Source organism: Lysinibacillus sp. CD3-6, from assembly GCF_006351725.2.
Lineage (GTDB): Bacteria > Bacillota > Bacilli > Bacillales_A > Planococcaceae > Lysinibacillus.
On record NZ_CP085880.1, the window covers coordinates 4771805 to 4789579 of the forward strand.

The window sequence follows — 17775 nt, forward strand, 5'->3', positions numbered from 1 at the left end:
AACATATTTGTTCTAGCTGGTCTTGTAAAAACCGCACTTATTTATGGTACGGTTCACCCTTCATAATTCTAAAGCTTCGGTAAATTTGTTCGATCAGGACAAGCTTCATTAATTGGTGAGGCAAGGTCATCTTGCCAAATGATTGTTTCTCGTCGGCACGTTTGAGGACATCTTCGTGCAAACCGAGAGAACCACCGATAACAAAGGCAATTTTACTTTTTCCATAGGTCATTAATGACTCGATATCGGATGCCATTTCTTCAGAGGTTTTCATTTTGCCGTTTATGGCAAGGGCGATAACGTATGTGTCTGGGCCAATTTTGGCGAGGATGCGCTCACCTTCTTTTTTCTTCACAATTTCCATTTCTGCATCACTTAGCTGCTCAGGTGCTTTTTCATCAGGCACTTCAATTACGTCCATTTTTGCGTAGCCACCTAGGCGTTTTACGTATTCGTCGATTCCCATTTTTAAGTACTTTTCTTTTAGTTTTCCGACTGATACAATTGTAATATTCACACGTTATCCACCTTTACATTTCATTTACAAACAAATTATCCACAAAAGTTATCAACATATCCACAAGCGTTTTCTATATATTGTGTAAAGTTATTTACTTGATACAATATATTCTGCTGGCAGTTCACAGTAACTACATTTTGTGGATAACTTTTTTTCCTCTTGTACTTTATCCATAATTGGGAATACTTTTTGCTCCGCGACAAACATGTCTAAAGCGTGCTCTATATGCTTTTCACAACTGTATTTTTCCATTTCATAGTCTCTCCTTATTTTCCGAAATTTCCACAAACTTATTCACAATTCGGTCTATGTTATCCACAATCTATTGTAACAAAGGAATAGCGAGTAGGGAAGGAAGGCTTTGTCCCACTATTTGCTGTGTAAAGTTGTTATTCACAAATTCCTAGTTATCCACACCTGTATTTATTAATTGGCATTAACAAAACGCAACATTTTATCCTAACTTAATTTCAATGAAATTGAGGCTAGCTTCCCTCATTTGGATATACCCTTCGAATGTTAAGACATATTTAATTAGAAAAAAGCACTTGTTGATGATAGCGAAAAAAGTGTTAGATTGACTTTTCATCAATCTAACACTTTTATCTTTTGTTTCGTCTCGTTACTATTCCTACAATGAATCGCTATTTGTTAATGTTAATGTCACTTCAACTAATTTACCTTGGCGATATACTTTCATTGTTAATTCATCACCAATTTTTTTGTCGTTATACAAGTGTTTACGTAAATCAATTGATGTTTCAATCTTATCGCCATCCATTTCAACAATAACATCATATTGTTGTACGCCCGCTTTTGAAGCAGGTGAGTTGCCAACAACATCTGTAATGACAACACCTGTTGTAATGTCTTGAGGTAATTTTAATGTTTGTTGTTGATAGAATGCTGGTACGTCTGTTAAATCAACTAGTGAAATACCCATTGTTGGACGTTTCATTTCACCGTTGCGTTCTAGTTCTTCAATAATTGGAATTGCTGAGTTAATCGGAATTGAGAAGCCTAAACCTTCCACAGAGGATTCAGCAATTTTCATGGAGTTAATACCTACTAATTCACCAGCTAGGTTCACTAGGGCACCACCACTATTACCTGGGTTTATAGCTGCATCTGTTTGTAATACTTCTTGTTGCCAGTCAGCTACTTTGTCGCCATTTAAATCAACTGGTACAGAACGATCTTTACCTGAAACAACACCTGTTGTAACAGAGCCATAAAATTCTAATCCTAGTGGATTCCCGATAGCAATAACTGTTTCACCTTGTTTTAGTACATCTGAGTTACCAAATGTCGCAACTGTTTTAACATTTTTCGAGCTGATTGAAATAACTGCTAAGTCTGTCCAAACGTCGCTTCCGACTAATTGTGCCTCTTCTTTTGAGCCATCTTGCATTGTTACTTCTAATTGTTTTGCCCCTTCAATTACGTGATTATTTGTTACGATGAAGGCTTTATCACCATCTACTTTATAAATAACACCTGAGCCGCTTCCTGTTTCTGTATCTTGTGTTGTTTGCTGATTCCAAAAACCGCCGCTTGTCACTTCTTGAATATTAGTTATCCCTACAACAGCACCTGAAGCTTTATCAACTGCACTTGTGACATCGGTCGTTACTTCTGTAGCTACTTGGTTGATGGTTGTCTCATCATTTTTGCCAGAACTGCCTGTTGTTGTCCCTGGCATTTGATTGACAAGTCCAGGAAGCATTAGCCAAACGAGTAAAGCACCAATGATTACACCAACTAGTCCACTAAAGAAATAGCCACCTTTACCGCCTCCACCTCCACTGCCTCCACCTTTCTTTTTGGAACGCTTCTCTTGCATTTCCTTTTCCTCACGTTCAAGTCTCTCTTGTAGAGGTGATTTCTGTATTTCATCATTATTTAGAAAATCACTGTTTTTATCATCTTCGTTAAAATAACCCATGTTCCTCATCCTTTCGTGCGACTGCTCTATCTATTAATTCTTGCCTTTATCATACGATTCAAACATTAAAATTACATGAAAAATAAATAAAATGGATATAAAAAATAGCTGTTCAATGCATTAATAAAAAAATGCAATTGAACAGCTTATATTTTTAACTATAGAAATAGGCAAGAAAATCTTTCATAATTACTTGTCCTATTTTAAACCGTTACTAGCTTTGTTGGCTCCTCAGCATCTGTATCTAATAAATGGACATACTCACCTGCAATAATTCCACAAGATTGTAGCGTTTGTGAAACACTCATGCGCGCAAGCTCTTTCATATTATTATCTTTACTTAAATGCGATAAATAAATATTCGTTGGCTTTTCAAACACAACCTCGCTCATTGCAATGGCTGCATCTTCATTAGATACATGTCCTACATCACTTAAAATACGACGCTTTATGGACCATGGATATCGACCCATTTGTAGCATATTAACATCATGATTACTTTCGAACACAAAGGAATCTGCTCCGCGAATAATACCTTTCATCCGATCGCTAACATAGCCCGTATCGGTAATAATCACGAGTTTACGACCATTCTCATGAAATGTATAAAACATCGGATCTGCTGCATCGTGGGAAACGGCAAAAGATTCAATTGCTAATGTGCCAAAATGCTTCACACTCTCCATTTCAAACTCGAAGCGTTGCTCTACAGGAATTTCTCCTACGAGTCCATCCATTGCCTGCCACGTTTTTGCATTTGCATAGATCGGTAAGTTATATTTACGTGCTAATACACCAATTCCTTTAATATGATCACTATGCTCGTGCGTAACTAAAATGCCACTTAGCTGTTTCATATTGCGATCGATTTTTGCGAAGAGCTGCTCCATCTTTTTACCACTTAAGCCAGCATCGACAATAAATGCATGATTATCGTTCTCTACATAAATCGAATTGCCTGTACTGCCACTTGCTAAAACACTAAATCGCATGATTAAACTCCCCAGTCTTCTTCTTCAACCTCTTGCTTTTCCTCTTGTATTTCAATGATTTTACCTTCCACTGCATCGACAAAATACTCTTCAATTGCCCCGTCGGATAATTTCACTCGGACTTCCCATGTTGGCAATAATACTTGTGTTTGTGTTAAATAAACAAGTGTTGAATAGCCCAGCTGCATATGCTCAATACGTGAATCTGGCTTTAACAGCCCTTTTGCGTATAATGCTTGAATAACTTGAATCGGTGGAAGTACACTTTCTTGTTGCTCTACTTCCTCAATATTATCAAGCATCGTTTGCTCATACATCGTTACTTCATTGTCCGCATTCCACTGTATTTTTAACAACCCAGATTTATTGTAATAGAGCATTCGATTATTTGTTTTTTGAAAGAAGATGGCTATACGCTCATCACGATCGACCTTCCATAATCCGTAGGAACCACCTTCTTTAATATTTGCCTGCACAAATTCTGTGAAGCTTGCATCATCATTTACATTTCGCAATTTCACAGGACTGACTATAATTACCCGCGCCTCTTTAGGGTCAACAAGATTAACTTGATGGTTTGGATCGGTAAAATCCGCTGCCGTAAAAGTATGGACTTTCCCTGAAATATACGTAGCTGATTCGACGGCATTCGGCAGGACACCGTACGTAATATTATCCTCTTTTAAACGAGCATCAATCGTTTTCTCCCCTGGAACCTCTACACTTTGTGCTTCATTGTAGCGATTCACATACAATGAGTATAAGAAAATATTTAAAATTAAAAAGACGACGATAAAAATGGATTTTGTTCTATTCCAATCCATTTTTTACACCCCCAAGCATTTCAGGTGTCACTAAAATCCATGAACCATTACGAATGATAAACCAGCTCGGTTCTAAAGTAAATAATCTTAAATTTTCATCTTGCGTTAAATAATACCCTACGGCAATTTCATCGATATCTGACAATACGATATTATTTAGCTTATGAATTTTTTCAACTATTTCCGTGCCAGATGGCAGTTCTTTAATCTCTTTTTCTGATATGTCTAAAGAAAAATAAGGACGTCTATAGCGGAAAATACGGTTATCTCCCCATACTGTTGTAATACGGGTTGTTGCTTGATCACTATAAACAGGGAAGCCTTGTAAATAAAGCTGATAATCTATTTGATTTTTACTCGGATTGCTCGATACATATCGATAATCTGCTGTGAAGCCTCCATGCTCATTAATAAAATCAAAGCTATCTTTGAAGAGCTTCGATGGCTCTATTCGGATACTACTTTCTGCAGCAGGATATACATATGTTAATGATTTCGATCTTGTATCGACAGTCATAAGAGATAATCCATCTGTATATTTTTCGAATGTCGCACTTTCAACATTACGCTGAACAACGTTTGGCTCTGAGAATAAGACATTTTTAAATAATTCTGGTGATAGTTCATTCATATAATACGTATATTTTACAGATTCAATTTTATCGCTAGGAACGTAAAGTGAAGTATAGCCATCACGCTCTACTTCTTTATACGCACTTTGCAGTTTAGACGGTTCAATAATATCTTTGACAAATTCATTGGCATTCGTAATGCTTACATGTGAACGTAACAATGATTTGTTCGAGCTACTAACGAAATACATCTGTACTTCTTTATTCGAGTAATTGCTCCAATCTATAATAATCCGATTGAAAGTCGTCTCAGGTAACTCTTTTTCGTCGAAGTTGAAAATAGTTCCGAGCTCTGAGAAAGGTATTTCTCCAGCGAAAAATACAGTCATACGATGATTGGCGCGGATCATCTCATTAATATAAGTTGGTGAAATATTATTATTCACTCGAACGAGGTCAAGAATATTCCAGCCTTCAAAGATGTTCATAATATCTTTCATTGCACCATTCGATACTGTACCTGTTAAGTCATCGTCACTGCTATAAATTGCTTTATATGGCTTTATGACGTCTTCCACTTTCTTTTGTGTGCCAATTAATATTTCTTTACCTTCTGTTTGCTCAATTACTTTGTAATCAGGCGTATAGGTCCAAATAATAAAGGTTAGCACAACACTTAGCATGACGAGTAGAAATAAAACAACGGATTTAACTGGCTCTATATATTTCATCCCCACTCACCTGCCTCGTCAAAATCATCTAATTCAAATGGTAGTGTGAAGAAGACGGTTGTACCATATCCTTCTTCACTCTCGGCCCAAATCTTCCCACCATGCGCTTCAATCATTTCCCGTGCAATAGCTAAACCAAGACCTGTACCACCCATAGAGCGTGCACGCGCGCGATCGACGCGATAAAAACGATCAAAAATACGACCTACATTTTCTTTTGGAATACCCATTCCATCATCTGAAATCATTACCTTGAGCATATTTCCTTGTACGGTAAAACCAAAACGGACATTACCGCCATCTGGAGAATATTTAATGGCGTTCGATATAACATTATCAATTACTTGCGTCACCTTATCGGTATCAATTTCAACGTAATACGATGTTTCTGGAAGTAATCGTTCAAATGTTACATTTTCGGATTTAGACATTTCAAAGCGATCAATAATTCGATTAAAGAATGAATTAAATAACACAATATCCTTATTCAATTTATAATTACTACTATCCATTCGTGATAATTGAAGTAGGTCATTCACTAGACGAATCATACGCTCAGTTTCAGTTTGAGTAACATTTAAAAAGGTCGGCGCAATGTTGTCATCCTTCCATGCACCATCCATTAATGCCTCCAAATAACTACGCATCGTTGTTAATGGTGTGCGAAGCTCATGTGATACATTCGATACAAATTCTCTTCGCTCCATTTCAATCTTTTCCTGCTCTGTAATATCATGTAGCACTGTAATTAAACCATTAATAAACCCTGTTTCCTTTTGAATAACAGAAAAATTAGCACGTAAAATATATGGCGCCTCTGACGTACTAAAATCCAAGTTGATTGCATCATTCATATGAATTAAATCTTCAAAGCTATATTCCTGATCGATTCCTAAAACAGAAGCGATTGGACGTCCTAATGTAATATCTCTTGAAATATGCAATAACTCTAATGCTGGATCATTAATAAGGATAATACGTCCTTTACGATCGGTTGCAATAACGCCATCGGTCATGTTACTAAGAACAGAATCGAGTTTACGCCGTTCCGCCTCTGTCGTTGATTGAGACTCTTGCAAACGATTGGTCAAATGGTTAAAGGTAGTAGCAAGCTGCCCAATCTCATCTGTTCCATAAACCCGTACTTTGCGAGAAAAGTTTCCTTTCGCCATTGCTTGCGCTTGCTTACGCATATCAGCAATAGGTTGTGTAATGGTGCGTGCTACTAATATTCCTAAGAAAATAGTAACTACTAATGATACAGCAGTACCGCCTAAGAAAATTCGGTTAATATCATTCATTTGTTCAAAAACAGATTCGATATTTGCTTCAATATAAAGCACACCGATAATTTCATCATCTGGGCCAGCTCCATCACGAATTGGCGTTGCTAACACCCATACTCGATTTCTAGTTTTATTATCGAGTTTTATAATATCAAATAATGTTTCTGCTGATATTGCTCGCCGAACAAGGTCTGTATTTGAACGCTGTCCAATTAAACTTTGATTATCTACCTCTGAAGTTGCAAGTATACGCTGTCTACTATCAATTACGCGAATCTCTAAAATATCACCCGTCGATACATCCTTCAATCCTGTTGAAAATTCTTTTACGATGGATTTCAGACTTTCCTCAAGTGAAGGCATGCTTTCATCGCGCTCTTTCAAAATTTCTTCACGAATGCTATATTGCATCAAATCTACACGCTGAAAAATAGACTCTTGAAAATTACTTTTCAAATTCCGCTCTAATTCCTTTGCGAAATAGATGCCTATAATTTGTAATGCTAACATGATCAACAAAATATAAATTAATACAAGCTTGACATGAATTGATTTAAAGAAGCTTACTTTCTGCATTTCTTTTACTCCTGTTCAGGATTTCGTAAATAATACCCTACACCACGTCGCGTGACAATCCATGCTGGATGACTTGGATTATCCTCTATTTTTTCACGAAGGCGGCGAATCGTTACATCGACTGTACGTACGTCTCCGAAATAATCGTAGCCCCATACCGTTTGTAAAAGATGCTCGCGAGTCATCACTTGACCAATATGTTTACCTAAGTAATGTAGCAATTCAAATTCTCGATGTGTCAGTTCAATTGCTTCATCACGCTTCATTACCTGATAAGCGTCAGGCTGAATAACTAGAGAGCCTACTACAATTTCATTTGATGCTTCTTCTTCCTCTTCAGCTGCAGGAGCTACTACTTGAAGGCGGCGCATATTAGCCTTTACACGTGCAATAAGTTCTCGCGTACTAAACGGCTTTGTTACATAGTCATCAGCGCCCATTTCTAAGCCTAATACTTTATCAATCTCAGAACCTTTTGCGGTTAACATAATAATAGGGAAATCATATTTTTTTCGGATTTCTCTACAAACTTCCATACCATCTCTTTTTGGTAGCATTATATCTAATAGCATTAAATCTGGTTGCTCTTCCTCAACCTTTTCTAATGCTTCATCTCCATCATAAGCACAAATTACTTTGTAGCCCTCTTTAATTAAATTAAACTGTAAAATATCTGCGATTGGTTTCTCATCGTCAACAACTAAAATTGTTTTGCTCATACATTATCTCCCTTTCGCTATTCATCTATTCTAAACAATGTGTATTTGTAAAGTTACTACTCTTAACTCTAACATGCTTTTAGCTTCCATGCATTATTGACGTACAGTTTCCCTCTTTCGACAATTATTGCTCGGGAAATAACTGACCATTTTATGCTTTCTATACAAAAAGGCAGCCCACTATTTGGACTGCCATTTACTAAAGATCAATTACGCCTCAACGTATTTGCATTCAGATTTGAGCTACTTCAAAAGCTCTCTTAAAATCTGTAGCATCTGACGGGACATTTAACTTGATACAGCTTAGGGGCAAATCCCCACTGAATTCAATGCATCTTCTGCATCCCCCATTTAGAGAAAAGGGAGGATGTTTGTTGAAGCAATTTAATTACTGACCTACATACGATAATGGATTGACAAGCTCTCCATTTTTCTCAACTTCAAAGTGTAAATGTGTACCTGTTGAATTTCCTGTAGAGCCCATAATCCCAATAACAGAACCTTTTTCAACTACTTGTCCAACGCTAACTTTTATTGAAGATAAATGTCCATAAAGCGTTGTATAGCCATTATTATGATTAATAACAATGCGATTACCATAGCTGCCCGAAACACCAGCTGATACTACTACACCATTATCTGAAGCTAGTATATTGTAGTTACTAGGACGAGCAATATCAATTCCACGATGAGTCGTACCCCAACGTTGCCCCATTCCACTTGAAATATAGCCCCCTACTGTTGGCCAAGTAAATTCTCCCGTTCCTCGAGATGAAACGACTTTTGTTCCTACCACTTCAATTTCATTTACTGGTTGTTGTAGAATCTTTTCTTCTAAAGCGACTTTTGACGTTCTTGTTCCATTTTCAGCAGTAATTAAGTAAGAAGTTTCTTTCTTGCCGTTAACACCTTGCTGTTTTACAACTGTTTCACCTTTGTACATCGAAGAGTCTTCTTCAATTATTTTTTCAAATGGAATTGTATCCGTAATTTTCTTTTCTTGTTTTACTTCTAACGCTACAAATGGTTTTGCAACTGTTACATTTAATGCCTGTCCAATTTGTAACACTGTATCCACTGTAAGACCTGGATTTAATGCGATTAATTCAGCCGTTGTTAAATCATGTTTTTTAGCAACTGCTCCTAATACATCGCCAGATTGAATTTTATATTCCTCTTGCTCCAGTGAGCCCGTCATTAAATATTTAACTGCCTCTTGAGGTGATACAATGGCATTTGGATCTACCTTTTGTGTTACACCTGAAATACCTTGTTTAAACGTAATATTTAAAAGGCGCGATTCTCCAGACTGTAAAGCTGGTAAATTATTTATAGTTTGCTGGTTCGCTAGTGCGTCTAACTCTTGTTGTGAAACATATTGTAGCTTTAGCATACGAATTGTTTCTTCGTAGGCATCCGCATCTTTTAAATAAGCAATGGGCTTATCATCTACTAATAATGCAAAAGCTGGTGATTGAGCTACTAAAGATTGCTCAAGCTTCGCTAATGTTTCTGCATCCTTTGTTTCATTGCTAAACACTTGCTCTGGTATTATTTTCACCGCTGAGTTTGCATCAATCAATAAGTCTTTATACTGATTGCTAGCTTGTTGTTCTTTTGATGCAATAATTTCGCGAACAGCTTTGTCATTAGATACAGCACCCATATATTCATTATCAACATATATATGATAGATTTTATTTAATGCTTCTTTATGATTATTTTCCTTTGTAAAGCCCACGTTTATTGCAAAACTTGCCATTAACACTGCAATAATTGATACTTTTTTTAAAGAAGAAAAATTGTAGGTGAATCGATTGCTTTCTTCTTTTTTATTCCAAGACGAACTCATTCAATAAAGCCCCTTCCAACTTTAACCTAACATAGGTTTAATTACCCACAAAGAATTTTGCACCACTATAATGTACCATAAAGAAAATGTTGTTTGAATAATTTATCCTTTTTGTAATGAAAATGTATTATTTCTCTACTAATTGTTACATAATCCCTACCATTTACAGTACCTTCTCAAATCCTCTTTTCTCAAAATAAAGAAATATTATCCTTTTTATTTTATTTTAAAAAGGTCTTAGAACTTATTACTTTTTACTTTTTAAATATTTCGATAAAATAGAGTGAGAGACTAGTTGATTGGAGCGATTGAATTGAGTGATTCACAGACCTCATTGAAGGTATCTAAAGCAAAACAACAAAAAAAGAATACAGTTCGGAAAATTACCACCAGAACGATTATGGTTGCAATAGGTGCTATCATTATGGCCGTAGGATTAGAGCTATTTCTAGTACCCAACCACATTATGGATGGTGGAATCGTCGGTGTATCCATTATCGCCTCGCATTTATTGAGCTTACCCCTAGGCATATTCATCTTCGTTTTGAACTTACCTTTTATCTTTTTAGGCTATAAACAGATTGGTAAAACATTTGCACTTTCTACAGGGCTTGGCATTACAGTGCTCTCCGTAACAACGATCTTCTTACATAATCTTCAACCATTTACAACAGACACATTACTCGCCACAGTATTTGGTGGTATTATTTTGGGCATTGGTGTTGGTATCGTTATACGTTATGGTGGTTCTTTAGATGGAACTGAAATTTTAGCCATTTTATTTAACCGAAAATCCCCCTTCTCTGTCGGAGAGATTATTATGTTCTTTAACCTTCTTATCTTTACAATTGCAGGTTTTGTTTTTACGTGGGAGCAGGCAATGTACTCTATCATGGCCTATTATATAGCCTACAAAATGATCGATATTGTAATACAAGGGATGGAAGAATCAAAATCTGTTTATATTATTAGTGATGAAATTGATGAAATCGGGCAAACCATTATGGATCGCCTCGGTCGTGGGGTCACTTTTCTACATGGTGAAGGAGCCTATACTGGGAATGACAAAAAGGTTATTTTTACAGTTATTACGCGATTAGAAGAATCAAAATTAAAATCGATTGTCGCTGAAATTGACGCCCATGCTTTCCTTGCAATAGGGAATATTGCAGAAGTAAAAGGTGGCCGCTTCAAGAAGAAGGACATTCACTAAAATAGTAAACGAAAGAGCGCGTACCTATTATGGCACGCGCTTTATTAATTATTACGTTTAGGAAACAATAAATAAGAAACAACACTTGTTGATTGGAGTGGAGAGCGGCGACTCCTGCGGGAACGCACAGAACGTAAGACGCAACAAACCGCGCGTTAGCGAGGGTTGCGGCTTACGTTGTGCCCGCGGAAAGCGCTGCACGCAACGGAAATCAACGGCAGTAGCTTTTACTATTTTTTATGCTTCCCAAATGTCTACTAACACATTTGTTTGTTCACGACCAGGGCCGACAGAGAAAGTAGCAATTTCAATGCCCGTTAATTCACTTACACGTTCAACGTAACGGCGTGCGTTCTCTGGTAGCTCTTCTAATGTACGGCAGCTTGTAATATCTTCTGACCAGCCTGGAAGCTCTTCATAAATTGGTTGACATTGTTCAATAATATGAAGATTCGCTGGGTACTCCGTAATTGTTTCATCTTTATATTTATAAGCTGTACAGATTTTTACTGTCTCTAAGCCAGATAATACATCAATTGAGTTTAGAGATAAATGCGTAATACCACTTACACGGCGTGAATGGCGAACGACAACCGTATCAAACCAACCTACACGACGAGGACGTCCAGTCGTTGTGCCGTATTCACGACCAACTTCACGGATTTGTTGACCAACCTCATCAAATAATTCAGTTGGGAACGGGCCATCTCCTACACGTGAAGTATAGGCTTTACATACACCAATAACACTTGTTACTTTAGATGGGCCAATACCTGCACCAATTGCTACACCACCAGCAACAGGGTTTGAAGAAGTAACAAATGGATATGTCCCTTGATCGACATCAAGTAAAATACCTTGTGCGCCTTCAAATAATACTTTGCCACCCTCATCTAACACATCATTTAAAATTTTTGAAGTATCGGTAACATATTTTGCAATTTCTTGACCATAACCATAAAATTCTTCGAAAATTTCTTCGAATGTTACACCTTCAACTTCATAAAACTTCTCAAACAATTTATTTTTAATTGCTAAATTATGACGTAGTTTTTCTTCAAATACTTCTTTATCTAATAAATCAGCCATACGGATACCGATACGTGCTACTTTATCTTGATAGCAAGGACCGATTCCTTTACATGTTGTACCGATTTTATTTTCGCCACGGCTTTCTTCATCCGCAATATCTTGCTTAATATGATATGGCAAAATGACATGGGCACGATTTGAAATACGAAGATTGTCCGTATTAATGCCTCGCTCTTGAAGTCCTTTTAGCTCTGTTACAAGCGACTTCGGATTAATAACCATCCCATTTCCCATTACAGAAGTTTTTTCTTTGTAGAAAATACCTGATGGGATTAAATGGAGTTTATATGTTTCTCCATCAATTTTAATGGTATGTCCTGCATTATCGCCACCTGCAAAGCGAGCGATTGCATCTGCCTTTTGTGAAAGAAAATCTGTAATTTTACCTTTTCCTTCGTCTCCCCACTGTGTTCCTACAACTACAACTGATGTCATAATCAGCACCTCCGATAGATACGTATTGTATCTCATTAATCAAGCCGTAAATTATTGTAACAATGATAGAAACGACTCGTCAACAAAAAACAGTTAAAAACACGAACATAAAATCAATTACTATGATTTAACGTTCGTGTTTAATGACGGAATGGTATGAATATTATCTCTATTTTAGATAAATATTACTAATCGCGTGGTGGTGGTGGTGGCATTTGTGACCAATCCACGTTTATAAATTTATTGAATTCCTTTTTAAAAGCAAGTGTAACTGTTCCTGTTGGACCGTTACGTTGTTTAGCAATTATAATTTCAATCATATTTTTACTCTCGGACTCTTTGTCGTAATAATCATCACGATATAAGAAGGCAACAATATCGGCATCCTGCTCAATACTTCCTGATTCACGCAAGTCACTCATCATTGGTCGCTTATCCTGACGTTGTTCCACGCCACGTGATAACTGTGATAATGCAATAACAGGTACCTTTAATTCACGCGCTAATTGTTTTAACGAACGTGAGATTTCTGATACTTCTTGCTGACGGTTTTCACCTGGCTTACCACTACCTTGAATAAGCTGTAAGTAATCGATTAGAATCATTCCAAGTCCATGCTCTTGTGCTAAACGTCTACACTTTGCTCGAATTTCATTGATACGTACACCTGGTGTGTCATCAATAAAAATACCCGAATTCGATAAACTTCCCATTGCCATCGTTAGTTTACCCCAATCTTCGGTTGTTAAAGCACCTGTACGTAAAACTTGTGCATCAATATTTCCTTCCGCACATAGCATACGCATGATTAGTTGCTCTGCACCCATCTCTAATGAGAAAATGGCAACATTTTCACGTGCTTGTACAGCAACACTTTGTGCAACATTTAGCGCAAAAGCTGTTTTCCCTACAGAAGGTCGTGCCGCGACTATAATTAAGTCATTGCGTTGGAAGCCAGCTGTAATATGGTCTAAATCTCGGAATCCTGTTGGAATACCCGTTACATCACCTTTACGTGATTGAAGCTGTTCAATATTATCGAATGTCTCTACTAAAACGTCTTTTACATGTTTAAAGTCGCCAGCATTTTTGCGGTTGGCGACCTCCATCATTTTCTTCTCTGCCTCGCCAAGTAATGCCTCTACCTCATCCTCACGAGTGTAGCCATCTTCTACAATTTTTGTAGCGACACGGATTAAACGCCGTAAGAGCGCTTTTTCCTCAACGATTTTCGCATAGTGAGCAACGTTTGCTGCCGTAGGGACAGCATTGGCGAGCTCTAGTAAATACGATAGCCCGCCAACATCCTCAATCTCTTTTTTTGCTGATAATTCCTCAGTAACTGTTACAACATCTATCGCTTTTCCTAGATCACTTAAACGCAGCATCGTTTCAAAAATCTTCTTATGTGCGTTTTGGTAAAAATCATCGGCTAGCAATATTTCAGATGCCGTGATTAGTGCCTGTGGTTCTAGAAAAATCGCACCGATAACCGATTGCTCCGCTTCCCGGTTATGCGGTGGAACGCGGTCTATCATCGGTTCGTTCATGGATAGTCGCCCCTTATTCTTCCGTTACTTGTACTTTTAATGTTGCTGATACTTCGTGATGTAGTTTTACAGGTACATTTGTAAAGCCTAGTGCACGGATTCCTTCAGGTAATGTCATTTTACGTTTATCTATTTTAATACCATGTACTTTTTGAAGTGCTTCAGCGATTTGCTTAGTTGAAACTGAACCAAATAGGCGACCGCCATCACCTGATTTAGCTTTTAGCTCAACAGTTAGTGCTTCTAGCTTTTCTTTTAAAGCTTTTGCTTCTGCTAATTCTGCAGCTGCATTTTTTTGTTCTAATTTCTTTTGACCTTCTAACTGGCTCATTGCTTGAGCATTCGCTTCCGCAGCATAACCGTTTTTAATTAGGAAGTTTTGTGCATAGCCATCTGCTACATTTTTTACTTCCCCTTTTTTTCCTTTACCTTTAACGTCTTTTAAAAATACTACTTTCATAATTCAGAACTCCCTTCGAGTACCTCATATATGGCCTCTTCTAAATATTTTTTCACTTCATCTATGGAAAGTGCTTCTATTTGGCAAGCTGCATTCGTTAAATGCCCGCCACCGCCAAGCCTTTCCATGATAAGCTGTACATTTACTTCCCCTAGCGACCTTGCACTAATACCGATTTTACCATCAGCTCGATGCGCAATGACGAAGGATGCGTTAACGTCTTTCATCGTAAGTAATATATCAGCTGTTTGTGCGATTAATACGGAATCATAAATTTTCGATTCTTCACCAACAGCTACCGCAATGCCTGGCTTCACGAATTTTACCGTTTGCACAATTCTTGATCGTTCGATGTACGTAATGATGTCTTCTTTTAATAGCCGCTGCACTAACACTGTATCGGCACCATTTGTTCGTAAATACGAAGCAGCCTCAAAAGTACGTGCACCTGTACGAAGTGTAAAACTTTTTGTATCAACAATGATGCCTGCTAATAATGCTGTCGCCTCTAACATATTAATTTTTGCTCGCTTTGGCTGATACTCTAGCAATTCAGTTACAAGCTCTGCTGTAGACGAAGCATAAGGCTCCATATAAACGAGTGTAGGATTTTCAATAAAGTCTTCGCTACGGCGGTGATGGTCGATAACTACAACCTTTTCCGCAAGCTTTAATAAGTATGGATCAATTACTAAATTAGGCTTATGTGTATCCACAATAATTAGTAACGATTTTTCAGTCATTTTCGCTGCAACTTCTTCTGGCGTTAAGAAATGCTCATAGAAGTCGGATTTACTTTCAATTTCATTCATTAAACGAGTAACGCTACCATTTAATTCATCAAAATTAATAACTACATAGCCCTTTACATCATTCATTTGTGCCATTTTGCGGACCCCGACAGATGCCCCTATGGAGTCCATATCAGGGTTTTTATGTCCCATGACAAACACTTGGTCACTGTCTTGTATTAAGTCACGTAATGCATGTGAGATAACTCGTGCTCTTACACGCGTACGTTTTTCTACAGGGTTAGTTTTACCGCCGTAAAATTTAAGCTTTCCAGTAGGCTGCTTGATGGCTACCTGATCTCCACCACGACCTAATACAAGGTCCAAGCTAGATTGAGCTAACTCACCAAGTTCTACTAATGAAGAAGAGCCTGCTCCAACGCCAATACTAAGCGTTAAAGAAAGGTTTTTTTGTGCTGTCTTTTCACGGATTGTATCTAAAATAGCAAATTTCTTCTTTTCTAGTTCCGTTAAAATGGACTCATTTAAAACTGCTAAAAAACGGTCCGATGAAATTCGTTTTACAAAAATTCCATGCTCCGCTGCCCATTCGTTGACAATAGATGTTACCATCGTATTTGTTAAGCTACGCGGTTGATCGTCCATTGCTTGCGTAATTTCATCATAGTTATCAACAAATAAAATTGCAATGACTGTGCGATCTGCAAAATATTGCTTTTCAATAGCAATTTGTTCCGTAATATCGAAGAAGTATAGTAAACACTCCTCTTCTTTGTAAAAGACACGATATTTCCTATCACGAAGCGTAATCGTAGCTTCCTTTGTCTCCTCAGTCTTCATCAGTACATAGATGTCATCGGATATATTAACTATACCCTCACCCACTAATGCCTCATTATCTAAAATATTTTGCATATATGGATTGGACCATTCTATTTCATATTCCTCATTAACCAGCAATATCCCAATTGGCATTTCGAGCAATGCCTCTTCTCCAACCTTTTTCATACGGAAGGATATAGATTCAATATGCTTTTCTGTCTCTTCATAAGTAGCTTTTTCAATTTTCCATGTATAGACCATTAATATAGCAAAGCCTATCCCATAGCCAATACCAATCCCAATATTCCATATACACAGAAGCATGAACGTCACAATGCCAAAAATGGAAAGAACAAAAAGCGGATAGCGGATCGGTCGTTTTCTAAAAGTCCCCATTACATCAGCCCCTTATTCCTTAGTCTTCCCTTTCACAAGTGAACGTACGTCGAAACCTAAATCGATAATACCGAGTAAAATAATGAATGATGCAAGTGGAATGGCTAAAATTGTAGCTATCCATTTTACAACACTCGGCATCCCTTTAGCCGTAATGAAATAATGTATAAATGAGATCCCTTGAAGGATTAATAACAACCACAATATATAAGACACATTTAATACGATAACATCTAGCATAGAGCCTGCTTCTGGACGTATAAATAGATTAATACACAATATAATCATGTAGTACCATAACACAGAGCGTGGTAATCGCATATTTTCAAACGGTGAGAATTTAGGAACATTTAAACCTAATCGCTTTAAAATCGGTAAATTCAATGTAATGACAATAAAAGCTATTGAAAATGCAAAGATTGTTACGGTTGAAGGTATTGTTAGCTCAATCGTTTTAAGCAGAACCTCCATTTGTTCAGGTTGAATTGCCACTTGGCCCGTTACACTTTTAGCAAGCTCATTGGATTGCTCATAACTGTTACGAGCAAGTTCCAAACTCATTTCAATCACGTTAATTCCCGCTAATTGCACATAGGCTAAATACACAAGTGCTGACGATAAAAGTACCGCGATACCTGATGACATGAATAAAAAAAGTTTGCTTTTCTTTAATTGAATTCCATTACCTATGACTATCCCAAGCAACGCCATAATAAAAGCAAATGGCAGCATAAATAGTCCACTCGTTAGCACTGTTAAAATACAGCCAACTACTGCAACGAGTATTGATGAGGAACGCTTGTAACTTGCGCTATACCAAGCAATCGGTAATGGAGTAAATAATAAGGCTACCATAGAAATGATTGGTACATACGCTGAAGCAATCATTAAAATTGTAAAAATTGCAACCATCATTGAGCCTTGTACAAGCGCCTTTGTTTGATTATTCGGCATTGAAAACCTTCCTTTTTGTCAGTCAAACTTACTAAACTTTATTGTACCATTTTTTCACCTTATTGAACAAAAAACGCTAAGAAC

General features: G+C 37.3%; 15 protein-coding genes. 1 reads left to right on the forward strand and 14 read right to left on the reverse strand.

Annotation, left to right across the window (positions count from 1 at the left end; translation table 11 throughout):
* Positions 1-37: 37 nt before the first annotated feature.
* From rlmH to FH508_RS23745, 9 genes are all read right to left on the reverse strand, one after another.
* Entirely contained in the window at positions 38-517 is a 480-nt protein-coding gene (gene rlmH, locus FH508_RS23705) for a 23S rRNA (pseudouridine(1915)-N(3))-methyltransferase RlmH (RefSeq protein WP_173479158.1), read from the reverse strand.
* 90 nt (positions 518-607) lie between these two features.
* A complete protein-coding gene (locus FH508_RS23710) occupies positions 608-772 on the reverse strand; it encodes a CxxH/CxxC protein (protein ID WP_173479157.1) in 165 nt (54 codons plus the stop codon).
* Between the two features lie 379 nt (positions 773-1151).
* Positions 1152-2465, reverse strand: coding sequence for a S1C family serine protease (locus FH508_RS23715; RefSeq protein WP_173479156.1), 1314 nt, complete (start codon positions 2463-2465; stop codon positions 1152-1154).
* A 203-nt stretch (positions 2466-2668) separates the two neighbouring features.
* Entirely contained in the window at positions 2669-3457 is a 789-nt protein-coding gene (locus tag FH508_RS23720; RefSeq protein ID WP_173479155.1) for an MBL fold metallo-hydrolase, read from the reverse strand.
* 2 nt (positions 3458-3459) lie between these two features.
* On the reverse strand, positions 3460-4281 hold the full coding sequence (locus FH508_RS23725; RefSeq protein ID WP_173479154.1) for a two-component system regulatory protein YycI: 822 nt from the start codon (positions 4279-4281) through the stop codon (positions 3460-3462).
* Positions 4268-5584 carry a YycH family regulatory protein gene (locus tag FH508_RS23730; protein ID WP_139860374.1) on the reverse strand — a complete coding sequence of 439 codons (1317 nt, stop codon included), beginning with the start codon at positions 5582-5584 and terminating at the stop codon, positions 4268-4270. Before FH508_RS23730 ends, FH508_RS23725 begins: the two co-directional genes overlap by 14 nt.
* Entirely contained in the window at positions 5581-7446 is a 1866-nt protein-coding gene (gene walK / locus FH508_RS23735; protein ID WP_173479153.1) for a cell wall metabolism sensor histidine kinase WalK, read from the reverse strand. Before walK ends, FH508_RS23730 begins: the two co-directional genes overlap by 4 nt.
* A gap of 5 nt (positions 7447-7451) precedes the next feature.
* On the reverse strand, positions 7452-8165 hold the full coding sequence (gene yycF / locus FH508_RS23740) for a response regulator YycF (protein WP_173479152.1): 714 nt from the start codon (positions 8163-8165) through the stop codon (positions 7452-7454).
* Between the two features lie 388 nt (positions 8166-8553).
* Entirely contained in the window at positions 8554-10017 is a 1464-nt protein-coding gene (locus FH508_RS23745) for a M23 family metallopeptidase (protein ID WP_139860546.1), read from the reverse strand.
* A gap of 295 nt (positions 10018-10312) precedes the next feature.
* On the opposite strand from FH508_RS23745, the gene FH508_RS23750 reads away from it, so the two are divergent.
* Positions 10313-11230: a YitT family protein gene (locus FH508_RS23750; RefSeq protein WP_370635698.1), complete on the forward strand. Its 918-nt coding sequence runs from the start codon at positions 10313-10315 to the stop codon at positions 11228-11230.
* 237 nt (positions 11231-11467) lie between these two features.
* On the opposite strand, the gene FH508_RS23755 is transcribed toward FH508_RS23750, so the two are convergent.
* From FH508_RS23755 to FH508_RS23775, 5 genes are all read right to left on the reverse strand, one after another.
* Entirely contained in the window at positions 11468-12757 is a 1290-nt protein-coding gene (locus tag FH508_RS23755) for an adenylosuccinate synthase (protein WP_173479151.1), read from the reverse strand.
* Positions 12758-12945: 188 nt separating this feature from the next.
* Complete coding sequence (gene dnaB, locus FH508_RS23760) at positions 12946-14307, reverse strand: replicative DNA helicase (RefSeq protein WP_173479150.1); 1362 nt, start codon at positions 14305-14307, stop codon at positions 12946-12948.
* Positions 14308-14320: 13 nt separating this feature from the next.
* The gene (gene rplI, locus FH508_RS23765; protein ID WP_173479149.1) at positions 14321-14767 is read right to left on the reverse strand and encodes a 50S ribosomal protein L9; all 447 of its coding nucleotides are present in this window, start codon (positions 14765-14767) and stop codon (positions 14321-14323) included.
* The gene (locus FH508_RS23770) at positions 14764-16737 is read right to left on the reverse strand and encodes a DHH family phosphoesterase (protein ID WP_173479148.1); all 1974 of its coding nucleotides are present in this window, start codon (positions 16735-16737) and stop codon (positions 14764-14766) included. Before FH508_RS23770 ends, rplI begins: the two co-directional genes overlap by 4 nt.
* Positions 16738-16749: 12 nt before the next feature.
* On the reverse strand, positions 16750-17691 hold the full coding sequence (locus tag FH508_RS23775; protein WP_173479147.1) for a YybS family protein: 942 nt from the start codon (positions 17689-17691) through the stop codon (positions 16750-16752).
* Between the last annotated feature and the right edge of the window lie 84 nt (positions 17692-17775).